This is a genomic window from Dermatophilaceae bacterium Soc4.6, assembly GCA_039889245.1.
In the GTDB taxonomy this organism is placed as follows: Bacteria; Actinomycetota; Actinomycetes; order Actinomycetales; family Dermatophilaceae; genus Lapillicoccus.
The window spans coordinates 22,396-35,419 of the sequence record JAZGVH010000003.1; the positions used below are offsets into that span (position 1 = coordinate 22,396).

Sequence of the window (13,024 nt, forward strand, 5' to 3'; positions counted from 1 at the left end):
GTGGTCGTGGGACGGACAGCGCGAGCTGAATGGTCCGGCGTGGGTATCGTCGGGTCTGTGACGGGTCAGGACGATCAGTTCGGTGCCGGGGACCATATCGGTGACGCGGCGTGGGCCCGAGGCCTGGGGCGGGCGGCGAGTTTTGTGCGGTTGGCGTCGGTGCGGCTCAGTGAGCGGGCACGGCTGGTGGGTGTCGGGCTCTCGGGTGACGAGGACGCCGTGGCGTTGATGAGGGCAGGCTCGACGCAGGTGCGTCTGGATCAAGTCCTGTCCCTGCTGGAGGACGGGTGCGGGGCGGTGCCGGATGCGGACCTGCTCGAGGACGGGCTGGCCGGAGTCGGCCCCGGCGGGGCGAGTGACCCGATGGAGCTGCTCGCGGCGGCGGACCAAGAGTTTGACCGGGTGCCGCCGGGGCCGGTCCCGCTGCGGCTGCCGTCGGCGCGCGCGGAGCTGGCCGGGGCCATCGTGAGCTTGATGCCCGAGGACAACCTCGAGTGACCGACGTCGCCGCGGTCAGCAGGGTCAGCGTTGGCAGCGTCGGCGGCGTCGGCGGCGTCGTGGCCGGCGTGGCCAGTGAGACCCGTTGGACCGCGGACCGTGACGTCGTGACGACAGCACGTCGGGCCGTCTCGGGCGCTGTCGTGGGCGCGGGTAGCGGGTGTGTGTCGTGGCTGTGACGGCAGCTGAGCTGCTGGACCAGGCGCAGGCCTTGGCCCTGTCGGGGAACCGGTCGTTGCCGCTGGCGAGGCCGACCGGTCTACCGGGGCAGCGACACGGGCAACGACAGCGGAGTCACGTGGTGAAGCCCAGCCAGCAGGGATGGGCCCGTGATCGGGTACGGCCGCCTCAGCCGGGGCGGGGGCGGGTGGCGTGGGAGCTGTATCGGGCGCACGAGGTGGCGTGGCCGCAGCTGGCCGCGGCCGCGCGGTACGCGTTCTCGTCGGTCCCTGCCCACGCTGGCGTGCGAGCTGAGGTGGCGCCGGTACTGGCCGCGTTGGAGCGGATCGAACGTCACGCCGGCCACCCTGGACAGATCTCCTCCTTCCAGGGCTCACCCGACGGGGTCGGCGACGACGGGTCCGCTGCCTCGGCGGACGGCAGGGGGCGCGTGCCGGCCGGTGCCGGTCGTGCTGGTACCGGTCGTGCTGGCCGTCCCGGACCGTTTGCTGGTGCTGGTGCTGGTGCTGGTGCTGGTGCTGGTGCTGGTGCGGGGGTTGGGGGTGCGGAGCCGCGGCTGGTGGAGGGTGCCCGGTTGCTGGCGCTGGCGGGTGAGGCGCTGCGGGTGGAGCGGAGTACGGCTGCTCCGGTGGGGGCTGCGGACGGGCCGGCGCGGGCGGCGGTGGCGCAGGTCGCCGCGGTGGTGGTGTCGTTCGCACGGTTCACGACGGTGTACGCCGAGCAGGCCCGCGAGCCCGGGACGTGGGCTCCGGTGGGGTCGCAGCGGTGGCGGTCGCTGGTCGAGCAGCTGGATGCGCTGTTGGAGAGCACGGACCGGACCACCCGCGGGACGGACCTGACGACCAGGCCGGTCCCGGCCTCGGCTGAGGAGTCGCTGGCGGGGGCGTTGGACCGGTGGCGGAACGCGGTCGATCAGGTGGGCGTCCACCGCGGCGAGGTCGGTGGGGTGGCCGACCGCGATGTCCGACTGACTGCTCGTGGCTTGATGTTTGTGCATGCGGCCGCGGCCGTCGACGCCGGCGCTGCCGGGCACCTGGACCTGAACCGGGTCCACATGAGCGCGGCGCAGAGGTGGGACGCGGCGGCCACCGGCTGGGTCTCGTCGGTGCGGGTCCCTGGTCGGCCCTCCCCCACCCTGGCGGGCGCGACTAGCGACCTGACCCGGGCGTTGAACGACTTCTGTGGGGAGGTCCGTGCCGGCCGGGCCCGGCCGCAGGACACGGCCGCGTTGGCGCATTTCGTGCGGACGCAGGTGCCCCGGATCGCGGGTGAGCACGTCACCACGGTGGCTGCCCTGATAGATCAGGACGCGGCGATCGTCCCGGCGCGACGGATGGTGGACGCGGCCCTGGCCGCCGCCGCCCGCCTCACCCCGGCGAGCGTCACTGCCGGCGTCACTGCCGGCGTCACGACCAAGACCTCGGCCGCGACGGCCCCTGTGACCTCTTCTGGGACCTCTTCTGTGACCAGGGACCGGTCGCGGGTGTCGGTGTCGTTGGCGGAGGCGGCCCGTCGTGGCCGGTGGGTGCCCCTGCCCGCGTCCAGCCCTCTGGCGGCCGACCTGACCGGGAACGCGGAGACGGCCCGCCGGTTCAGCCGGGCTGCGGCCACCGCTGAGGCCGCGGTGCCCCGCTCCCCCGCGCCGCTGGGCGAGGCGTTCGACCGGGCGAAGGGTCTGCTGGGGGGTGGGGCTGGTCGTGACTCGGAGGCGTCCGAGGCCCGCCTGGTGTCGGCGGCGGCGTTTTCCCGCTCGACCCGGCAGAACCTGACCCCCACCGACCACGCGCCCGCTGAGCGGGTCACGCCGTGGCCGGGGCCGGGCCGGGCGGTGACCAGCGATGACCCTCACCGGACGCGGTAGGAGACGGTCGGGCGCCACCGCTGGCTCACCACCGCGGGCTCAGAACTCGTCGTCTCGTCGCGCACCGAGGTGCTGAGGCGCGCACGTTCACCGCTAGCGCAGAACGCCCGGTGACACCGGGCTCCCGTTGCCTTCACGGCGGGTCGGCCGCAGGCCGATGACACCCACCCCTACGTTGAGGTGCACGGACGCTGCTTCCTGATCGTGCGGGGAGCAAGATATAGGTTAAGGTGCCCATTAGCGGGTTCGGGCCGCTCCGCTACCCTCCCCGCCCGTGGACGTTCCCCTGGTGGTGCTGGCTCCGCGCGCACCCCCAGACGGTCCCTTGCATGGTCAGAACCCTCGCCCGCGAAGGCGCGGGCAGCAGTGCCAGTGTCGACGAGGAGGGGTGGTGTGGTGGCTGACGAGGAGGCCCGGTCGGGCCGGTATCGGCGGCGCCTGGTGGGGGGTGCCCGGGCGCATCGGACGGTGATCAAGCACGACGACGATGAGTACGCGCGGGTGTGTGCGTTGGCGCAGCTGCAGGGGGTGTCGTTGCCCCGGCTGTACGAGCAGGCGTTGCACGCCGGGGATGTGGCGCAGGCGGCGCAGCTGTCACGGATCGTGGGTGAGCTGGCGTTGTTGCTGCGGCTGGTGGCGGGGGCGGCGTCGAACGTGAACCAGCTGGCGCGGGTCGCGAACGCGACCGGTGAGGTGCAGGCGGCGCAGGTGTTGGCGGCGGCGGCGCACCTTGACGGGCAGGTGGCCCGGTTGCATGAATTGGTGGCGTCGATCCCGGGTGGGGATCTGTACAAGGACGACGTCACCACGGCGTTGTCGACCCGGGACCGCTGAACCCCGTCATGGCTAGGTCGTCGTCGGTGGGGTCGAAGTCGTCGAACGCGTCGACGTTCGTGGTGAAGATCGCGAAGCCGGCCGGGGGCGGGAAGGCCGGAAAGGACGCGGCCGGGTTGTTGCGGTACCTGTACGGGCCGGGCCGCTCGGACGAGCACACGGACCAGCACGCGGTAGCGGGATCGATGGGGTTGGCCATGGCGTACCCGGGCGGGTTGTCGTCGCGGGAGGCGACCGGGTTGGGGCGCACGCTCGAACTGTCGTGGCGCCACCAGTACGCCGACCAGCTCGCCCTCGTCGGTGCCACCACCGGCAGCCCGGGTGGTGGGGGTGGCGGGGCTCAGCTGGGTGGTGTGCCGCGGTCAGTGATGCCGTTCCAGGCCGGCCCGGCCGGGGTGCCGGAGGCGGAGAAGGAGTACGCGTACCACCTGATCGTGTCCCTGCCGCCCGGGGCGGGGTGGGACGACGAGCAGTGGGCCACTGCCGCGCAGGACGTGGTGACCGGGATGGGATTCAGCGACGGCCCCGACGACGAGGCCGGCTGCCGGTGGGTCGCTGTGCGGCACGGGTTGTCGGCGGGGGGGAACGACCACCTGCACGTGGTGGTGAACCTGGTCCGGCAGGACGGGCGGCGAGCGTCGACGCACAACGACTTCGTGACAGCGAGGACGGTGCGGCACCACATCGAGGCCACCCGGGACTTCGCCCTGCCGCTGCATGACGTTGGGAAGGAACCGGCCCGGACGTTGCCGGCGTACACGATGGCCGAGCACCGGCGGTCGCTCGAGCGTGCCGCCACCGGCGGGCGGGTGCTGCCGGACCGGACCGTGCTGCAGCAGGTCCTGCGCGCCGCGACTGGTGTCGCGTCGACGGAGGCGCAGTGGATCGCGGCCGTCCTTGACGCGCACCCGGACATCGAGCTCACCGCCGCCCGATGGGCCAGCCACCCCTCCCCCACTGACGGCACCTCACCGGGTGTCGAGGTCGGCCTCGAGAGCGAGGACCGGACCGCCGGTGACGTCCGGAGCCGCGCGGGTGGGGCTTCTGGCGAGCAGGAGGCCGGTTGGGGCGGGCGGGATGTCGTGACCGGGTACAAGGTGCGTCTGGGGGACGGGCCGTGGTTCTCCGCGTCCTCCCTCGCCCCCGACCTGACCCTACAGAAGCTGCGCCCGACGTGGCAGGCGCACGAAAGCGACACCAGCCGCGCCCACGCGGCCGCCCTGTGGCGCGAAGAGACCCAGCTGCCCGACACCACCCTGGCGGGCGGTGGCGGCGGGGTCGCGGTTAGCGCCCACCTCGACGCCGCGGGCGAGGACCTGGCCGCGTGGGCGCGGGAGCTGGCCGGCGTCGACCCCTACGACACCACCACCTGGGACCAGGCCCTGCGGGACGCGGCCGCGGTCGCGTCTGCGCTAGGACGCGCGGACGGGCGGGCCGGACGCGATCTCGCCACCGTCGGGCAGATCCTGACCCGGCAGACCCTCGCGACCCCACCTAGGGTCCCCTTCCCCGGTTTCGCTGTCTCCCCCAGCCACCACACCATGGACTCCGTGCTGGGCATCCAGCGTGGACCAGGATCTGTGCACGCGCATCGCGCGACCGCTCAGGTGCAGCGTGCCCTCCGAGCGAGCAGCCCCGACAGCCATCTCGGGTGGCTGGGTGTGCTGCAGCAGATACGCGCCGTGGTGGCCGCGATTCAAGACGCTCAGCAAGCCCGAGGAGAACTCGCCCGGGCTCGACAGCTCGCTGCTGCTGTCGGTGGCCTCGATACCGCTGCGACCGATGGTGACGCCACATGGGGTGGCTACGACCCCGACGAACTGGGACGTGTCCTCGCCTCCAGAGAAACTACCCGCATCAGCGCAGTCAGCACTTCCGGACCCAGCGCAAGCCTCACTGCCGACGCTTCTGACAGCCCACGTGGAAAGGAGACGCACCGTCGGCTTGGACGCGCCGGAGGATTCACCTAACAACAGTTCCCCAGCTGGCGCCACCGTGGGTTCGTAAGGAACTGGCCTTGGGCCGGCGCCTGGGACAACCTCTGGGCCACCGCCACCGCCACACCCCTCACCACCCACCGCGGCGACCCGGAGTTCGACTACCGCCTACTCGCGGTCGAGGCCGCCTCGCCGGTCAGGCGGGCGGACCGCACCGGTGGCGGATCTGCTCGGATAACGGCTAGTGGAGCACGTTCGGGAAGAAACGTGGGAGGAATCGCAAGCCCGGACCGCCCGCGCACGACGACCTCGTCGCGCGTGACTTCATAGCCGCCGAGCCGAACCAGCTGTGGCTGGCTAGAATCGCCGAGCACCCCACCGCTAGGGGAAGCTCTACCTGTGCACGGTCAGAACTCCTGGTCGGGTCGGATCGTAAGGTACTCCATCGATTTCAGGATGAAGTCGCGCCTGGCCGTCCGAGCCCCCTCGAGCACGCCGTCATCCGGTGCGGTAACGCACGCGCGAAGCCGGTGTGAGCGTCCCGCGTTCCACCGAGCGGAAATCACCGGCGCGCGTACGGCTCATACCGCGACTCGAGCATTGGCTCGCGCCCAGCTCCACGGACCTTCAGCCTCAGCCACGGATCCTGGTCGGGCAGCCGGAGCATTAGCTCCACGGACTTCCTCCCATACTGGCACAGCACCTCGGACCTCAGCACACGGGTGATTAGACCTTCGACGCGAACCCTTGTTTCCTCGCTGACGGGGGCCCCAACGACCTCCGAGTAAGGGCCAACCCAGATATCGAGGTCACGTCCGAACACCAAGCGAAGCGGGGCAACCCCGAGCCTCTCTACAACCGCGTTTGGGATTTCTCCGACAATCGGATCGGCCATGCGCACGTCGGGACTAACGCCGACCGGCGGATATCCGAGGCCGGCCAGCGACGCGTTGAGGGCTTCAATGCCCAGTTCGGCCAGGGCTAACTCGTGATCGGTCATTGTAAGCCGTTCACTCCCCGGATGACGTGCAGCAGATCGTTCGCCATGTCGTTAGGGACATGAGTCGAGCCGAAGTCCCAGTGGAAGCGGGCCTGATTCGGGTTCAGTGGGCTACGCCCGACGCCGAGACGTAGATGCCACCCGCCTCCGAATTCGCCAGAACTCGTCCAGCCAAACTTGAGCCGCGAGCCCGTTTGGTTCAGCAGCCCGGACTCGCCCCGGGCGTAGCTGTGCCCGAGGAGTCTCGAGTCAACACCCACCGCCGGGCTGGTGAAGAGCCTCTCCGCGACCGGTGCGCCGTTTGCGGCTCTTCTGAGGTTTGAGATCCCTTTAAGCGTGTTGCCTATGGCTTTAGCTGCGCTGGCCCCTAGGAGCGTACCTAGGACATCAGCCCCGACCTGAACGATGTACTTGGCGACGTAGTAGCCGACGGAGTAGGTGTCCCCGGCCTGCCAGGCGTTGTAGATGGCTTTGAGGTCGCTGTAGTGGGTGACTCCCTCGGCAATGGAGGAGAAAAACGATGTGAAGGAGAAGTGGTGAATGAGCTGAGATGCGCCTCTGACGATGTCGGCGGGGTTGAAGGAGCTGAGGACGTCGGCGACTCCTTGGCCGGCGCCGTCTCGGGCTCCTTCCGCGAAGCCTCTCTTCGGTGCGGTGGTGGTGGTGCCTGTGCTTGTGCTTGTGCTTGAGGACTTCCCTTGGTTCGAGGTGTTGGCGGCTTCGGACCCGTGGGCCGCGCAGACGGGGCATGGTTTGTTTCCCATCCATGACCGGTCTCCGCCTTGTTCGGGGGGAGCTAGGCCGGTGGGGTCGGCGCTGCTGATGGGGTTGTCGTAGGCGTAGCTGTAGGCGTTGAGGTGGGCCGGGATGGTGGGGTCGAGGAGGGGGTCGGTGGTGGTGAACGAGCCGAGGGTGGGGTCGTAGTTGCGGGCGCCGAGCAGGGTGAGGCTGGTGGTGGTGTCGGTTGTGCCGCCGACGAAGCCCTTGGTGCCGGCGAAGGGTGGCGGGGCGGTGCCGCGGCTGGTGCCGTAGGGGGTTTGGTCGCGGCGGGTGACGGTGAGGGTTCCGGCGGTGAGGGATACGCCGTTGGTGCCGTGTCCGTCGGTGGCGAACTGGTACGTCAGGGTGCCGGTCCCGGAGGCGGTGGACGTCTTGGTGCGGGTGATGGTGGACGACGGGCCGGGGTAGTAGCGGGTGCCGGTGATGGTGCCGGTGCTGGCACCGGTGGTGGCCAAGTCGAGGTCTTCGTACCCGAGGAAGAGGGTGGTGTGGCCGGGGCTGCGGCGGATGAGCTGGGTGCCGTCGGCGTCGTAGAGGTAGGTGGTGGTCCCGGCCCCGGTGCCGGTGTCCTGGGTGAGGGTGTCGAGGTGACCGTCGGGGGTGTAGCTGAGGGTTTGGGTGCCGCCGCCGACTCCGGGGCGGCTGGTGAGCTGTCCGGCGGTGTTGTAGCCGTAGTTGGCGGTGCTGGCCGGAACGTTGGTGGTGGCCCCGGTGGTCGAGTGCGGTCGGCTGGTTCCGGCGGCGGGTTGGGTGTAGGTGGTGGTGCCGCCGCCGGTGGGGGTGGTGGTGGAGTGGTTGGTCTGTGTGGTGCGGTTACCGACGGCGTCGTAGGTCCAGGTCAGCCAGTACGGCGAGGGTCCACCGACACTGCCGCCGGTGCCGGCGCTGGGGGTGGTGTCGGTGCAGCCGCCGAGGCCGGGGATCTTCGGTGCGGGCGCGGTGGTGGTGCCTGTGGTGTCGGTCCAGGCTTGGGTCAGGCGGTGCTGCGCGTCGTAGGTGTAGCACTGCCGGTCGATGCTGGTGGTGGTGGTGTCGCGCTGGTCGGTGACGGAGGTGACGTCGCCGGCGGCGTTGTAGGTGTAGGTGTAGCCGTCGACGGCGGTGGTGCCGCTCTGCTTGTCGAGGTAGGACGACAGCAGCCGCCGGGTGCCGTCGTCGAAGGTGTTGATGATCTGGGCCGTGGCGGGGTTGGGGCCGATGACGAGCCGGTCGACCTCACCGAAGGGGGTGGTGTGGATGTCGCCTTGGTAGTAGGAACCGACACCACCGATGTCACCTCCGACGGCGCTGAGGGGCCCGTTCGGGTTGTAGGCGTACCCGACGGTCTCGGCGGGCAGGCCACCGGCGGCGGGGTAGGTGGTGTGGTCGAGCAGCTCCGACGTGTCGGTGTAGACGCTGGCGGTGGTATAGCTCCCGGCGAGGGCCCCCTCAGCAGCGGGGATGGTGACCGTGGACCCAGTGGGCTGGTACCGGGTGGAGTAGCCGGTGATGGTGCGGGTGTAGGTGCTGCCGTGGTCGTAGCGGCTGCTCGAGGACAGGTAGCCCTTCGCTGAGGCCGCGAGGTCGTAGGCCCAGCCGGTCAGCTGGTTGGCCGTGGTGACGGTGTTCTTGTACAGACCGGTTTTGCGGCCGAGCTCGTCGTAGGTGTACCGGAGCGTCCCGGCCGGGGTGGTGGTGGAGGTGACCTGGTCGTTGTTGTCGTAGCTGGTGGTGCTCGCTCCGGCGTCGGGGTCGGTGGCGGACGTCTGCCGGCCCCGGTAGTCGAAGTCGAACGCCCAGGTGTTGGTGGAGGCGTCGGTGATCCCGGTCAGGTGGTCACCGGCGTCGTACGCGTAGGTGGTGGCGTACGCGTCGGTGGCGCTACCGGTCGGGGTGGCCGTGTTGTACGTCCAGCGGGCGGTGGCGTGACCGCGGCCGTCGGAGAAGGTGGAGGAGGCGGTGCCGCCGGCGGGTGGGGTGACGTCGGTCCGGTCGAGGCCGGGGTAGGCGGTGGTGGTGCGCCACTGCTCGATCGCTAGGGCTGAGTAGGTGGTGGTGGTGGTCCGGCCCATCCCGTCGTAGAAGACGCCGACCTGGCCGGGGACCTGGTTGTCGGGGGTGACCCAGTAGCTGGTGGAGGGGTCGGTGACCGTGTTGTTGAAGTAGGGGTTGTTGGTCTTGACGACCCAGCCGTGGGAGTCGTAGAAGGTGTCGGTGATGATCCGGCCCGAGGCGGCGTTGGCGGGGTCGGTCTGTTCCTGACGTAGCCGGAACAGCCCGTCGTAGATCTTGACGTCCGGGATGTACCCGACGCCGTCGTCGCGCAGGGTCTGGGAGGTGATGGTCACCGGGGTGGTACCACCGGGGACGGAGTAGGTGTAGATGAGGCTGGCCGGTTCCGTGGCCTGGTCCTGCCCGGGCAGCCACACGGAGGTGAGCCGGCCGAGAACGTCGTAGACGACGGTGGTGACCCGCCCGTTGGGGTCGGTGGTGACCAGGGGTTGGTTGCGGGCCGGGTCGTAGGTGGTGGTCGTCACCCAGTTCTTGGGGTTCTTGGTCTTGACGCTCGTCGGCAGCGCTCCCGCGGCCGGGGTGTACGTGGTGGTGTCGGTCTGGTTGACACCGTCGGTGGACGTTAGTGTCCGCCCGTAGCTGTCATAGGTGGAGGTGCTGACGGTGGTGTACGCCGCGACCCCCGCGCTGTAGCTGTCCAGGCTCTGCTGGGTGGTGGCGTCACCTGCGGTGAGGCCGGTCCCGACGGTGGCCGAGCCGTCGTAGAGGCTTCGCAGGCCGGTCACGGTGGTGGCCGGGGTGGGGCTGCTGGTGCAGGCACCCTTGAACGTGACCACCACCTCGGAGGGGTAGCTGACCATGTTGGAGCCCGCAGGCGCTGTCGCGTACGAGGTGGTGGTGCAGCGGCGGGGCGCGGTGGTGGTGCCGTCGCCGCGGTCGTCGACGCTGATGACTTGGCCGTTGCTGTCGTAGGCGAAGTCCTTGCGCGAGACCCGCCAGGTCCCGGCAGCGGTCTTGTCGCGGGTCTGGACCGTCTTGGTGTTGGTCATCCGTGCTTTGAGGGCGGGCAGCCCGCTGCGGGCGTGGGAGGCGGTGACCGCAGAGGCCCACGGGTCGGTGATCGTGGTGGAGACGATGCTGCCGCCGCTTTGGGTGTAGGTCGCCTGCTCACGCACCGTGCCGGCGAGCCAGTCGTCGTCGACGTCGGTGGCGCCGGTGCTGTCGGTCACGACCGCCGCGACGGCGGCGCCGGAGGCGTTGACGTTCTGGTCCATGCCACGGTAGTAGGTGGTGGCGCTCTGGGTCTGCAGACCGCTGGTCACGCCGGTGCGGGTGACGACCGTGGCGTACCCACGGAACTGGGCCCAGGTGCGGTACGCGGTCTCGGTCAGCTCGGAGTCGTCGCGGTGCCAGGCGGCGCCGCCCTGGTACTCGTACGTGGTGACCTTGTCCGGGGTGTACGAGTGCAAGGTCGTGGTGTCGACCTCGGTGACCTGCTTGACGAGGTACTTGTTGAACCAGTCCAGGACGGGCGCGGCCTCGTTCTGCGGGGTCCAGTACACGGGGAAACAGGTCAGCGAGTTGCTGTCCGCTGAGGCCGGCATGTGGCTATTGGTGCGCGAGCAGGGGTCCGCCGACTGGTTGGGTGCGGTGACCGCCTTCGGCGACAGCGAGTAGGAGACGGTGGTCCGTCCGCCGGTCTCGGTGGTGATGCTGGTCAGCCGGAACCGGTTGAACGAGTCCTGGGCCGGAACGGTGCCGTCAACCCGGTTGGGCAAAGGGGTGCCATCGAACGTCACCGACGGCAGGGTCTTGGCCGTGCCGCCGTTGGTGCCGGTACGGGTGATGGTCGACAGCCACAGCGTCGCGTCGCTGCCGTCGTTGGTGGCCGGAAACGTCTGGACCAGGTCGTAGGTGTCGACGGTGCGGTAGGAGGCGCCGACCAGCACAGCGGTGGCGATCGAGGTCAACCGCTGGGTGGACCAGAACGTGGGGGTGTGGGTGGCGCAGGTCGCGGTGCCGTAGCAGGCCTGGTCGATGGGGGTGTCGGGCCAGTTCGTGCTTCCGGTGGGGCGGCCGGTACCGCTGTCGCGGCAGACGCTGCCCTTGAGGCACCGGTCACCGGCGGTGAAGGTAACGGTCGCGGACGCCTTGGCCGTTCCGTGGGCGGCGACCTGGGTCGCCAGCAGCTGCCCGTAGGCGACGCTCTTAAGGACCCCGCCGCGGGTGTAGCCGGTGGTGACGTTGTCCAGGCCACGGGCGTACGCGTTCGTCTCGGGCGTGTAGGCGTACGTGGTGAGGTTGCCGTGGGGGTCGACGACGTAGTCCAGGTTCCACCGCCAGGCCTGAGCACAGGACGAGGCGTTGAAGGTGGACTGCTTGCACGGCTCGCCGGCGTCGTCGCCGAAGACGGGGACGGTCCACGCACTGTTGGTGGCCGCGTCGGTGCCGTCTCCGGTCGGCAGGTGGTTGCTGCCCAGGTAGAACGCGGTGCCGTCGGGGGTCGTGATCTTCCAGTACTCCCCGGCCTTGCCCGTCCCGCCGGTGCCGCCGGTGCCGCCGCCGTCGCCGTTGTCGGCGCCCGCGAGCAGCTCCACGGTGGACCCGTCGTCGTCGGCAAGACGCCAGGTGCTGCTACTGCCGTCGCGGACCAAGGAGGATGACATCCCCCCCAGAGAAAGGGTGACGACGTCCTGACCGGCCCAGCACAGGTCGGCGCTTCCACTGACCCCGTCCTTGGCGCACGGCTTGTACGACCGTTCCACGTAACCAGGGCTGTAGTCCCACCCGTCCCCCACCCACGAGGCCTGACCGTTCTCCGCGGAGGTCCGTCCGTCCTGGCTGGCCGAGGTGTAGTCCAACGACATCTGTGGGCCCTGCCCGCCAACAGCTGCTGGCAGGGTGATCGGGTAGGACCACGAGAACGATCCGCTCGTCCCCCCCGCCGACCACTTGCCCGACGGGGCCAAGGACGTGGCCGCGTAGTCTCCCAGCGGCCCCGAGGACCCGGCCGTCACCGCCACAACGGACGACGCGCGCGTCCCCCCTTCTGCCGCGCTGGTGGTGGGGGCAAGAACACCCGTCAGCGTGGTCGGTAGCACCGACGGGCGCGCGGGGGCCGGTGTAGTGAGGGTGGGCATCGGGCTCTGAACGCGGCACTGAGCCAGCTCGGGAGTGGTCAGCACGCAGGCGGGCAGCTGCACCAACCGTGCCCGGGAAGCGGCGTTGGCCCCGAGCGAGGACGCGATCGCTTCCCGCGACACCGACACCGATAATGGGTCCGAGACGGACGCCGACGCGTCTGTCTTCTGGGGTGCGGAGGTGAGTGGCGTGGTGGGCGCGGTCGGCTGCAGAGTCAGGATCAGCCCATTCACCCCAGCTGCTGAGACTTGCTGACTTGTCGCGACGGTGACGGTCACGGAAGACGGAGCCGTAGACGCAGCGGAGGGACGAGCGGTAGAACGAGCGAGGGCAGCGAGACCGATGTGGACGGGCAGGGCGCCTGCTCGGACCATGCCCGGGCTGGCTGCAGGGTGGGCGGATGCCGCGGTGGACGGTCCGCTCGCGGGGGCGGGAAAACGGGCCGTGCCGGTCGCTCCGGCGGGGAGCTGGTTGTCGGCGCTGGCATGGGTGCGGGTGGCCGAGGGTGGGGTGGTTGCCCCGCGCAGGCCGCTGCCATCGTGGCCGGGAACGGACTTGGTTGGGGGGAGCGCTCGAGCGGACTGCACGGTCTGCTCGGGCAGGTGCCCGTTCTTACCGGTGACGGTGGCGGCGGCGGTGGTCACCGTCAGGGGTGAGACCACCAAGAGCGAGGCCGTCAAGACCACGGCTGTCCCCGCGGGGACGACGACCCGGCGGACCGGACGGGTCATCCAGCTGGTCCACATGGATCGACGGAGCGGGGCTGTGGACGCAGAACGAGACTTCAAGACGGATCCCCAC

General features: G+C 70.2%; 7 protein-coding genes and 1 pseudogene. 5 read left to right on the forward strand and 3 right to left on the reverse strand.

All coding sequences use genetic code 11. The annotated features are described in order from the left end of the window. Positions 1 to 57: 57 nt before the first annotated feature. The 3 genes from V3N99_22200 to mobC all read left to right on the forward strand — a co-directional run bounded on the left by V3N99_22200 (position 58) and on the right by mobC (position 3,373). Entirely contained in the window at positions 58 to 498 is a 441-nt protein-coding gene (locus V3N99_22200; GenBank protein ID MEO3939429.1) for a hypothetical protein, read from the forward strand. 754 nt (positions 499 to 1,252) lie between these two features. Continuing rightward, positions 1,253 to 2,539, forward strand: coding sequence for a hypothetical protein (locus V3N99_22205; protein ID MEO3939430.1), 1,287 nt, complete (start codon positions 1,253 to 1,255; stop codon positions 2,537 to 2,539). Positions 2,540 to 2,932: 393 nt separating this feature from the next. Beyond that, positions 2,933 to 3,373: a plasmid mobilization relaxosome protein MobC gene (mobC, locus tag V3N99_22210; GenBank protein ID MEO3939431.1), complete on the forward strand. Its 441-nt coding sequence runs from the start codon at positions 2,933 to 2,935 to the stop codon at positions 3,371 to 3,373. Here the strand turns inward: mobC and V3N99_22215 are convergent. After that, entirely contained in the window at positions 3,342 to 3,623 is a 282-nt protein-coding gene (locus V3N99_22215) for a hypothetical protein (GenBank protein ID MEO3939432.1), read from the reverse strand. The two genes, mobC and V3N99_22215, sit on opposite strands and share 32 nt — an antisense overlap. On the opposite strand from V3N99_22215, the gene V3N99_22220 reads away from it, so the two are divergent. Then, positions 3,613 to 5,343 carry a hypothetical protein gene (locus V3N99_22220; protein MEO3939433.1) on the forward strand — a complete coding sequence of 577 codons (1,731 nt, stop codon included), beginning with the start codon at positions 3,613 to 3,615 and terminating at the stop codon, positions 5,341 to 5,343. The two genes, V3N99_22215 and V3N99_22220, sit on opposite strands and share 11 nt — an antisense overlap. 173 nt (positions 5,344 to 5,516) lie before the next feature. After that, positions 5,517 to 5,793: pseudogene (locus V3N99_22225) on the forward strand (IS3 family transposase). A 79-nt stretch (positions 5,794 to 5,872) separates the two neighbouring features. Here V3N99_22225 and V3N99_22230 read toward each other — a convergent pair. After that, positions 5,873 to 6,310, reverse strand: coding sequence for a hypothetical protein (locus V3N99_22230; protein MEO3939434.1), 438 nt, complete (start codon positions 6,308 to 6,310; stop codon positions 5,873 to 5,875). Beyond that, positions 6,307 to 11,949 (reverse strand): RHS repeat-associated core domain-containing protein, encoded by a 5,643-nt coding sequence (locus V3N99_22235; protein MEO3939435.1) that lies wholly within the window; start codon positions 11,947 to 11,949, stop codon positions 6,307 to 6,309. Before V3N99_22235 ends, V3N99_22230 begins: the two co-directional genes overlap by 4 nt. Between the last annotated feature and the right edge of the window lie 1,075 nt (positions 11,950 to 13,024).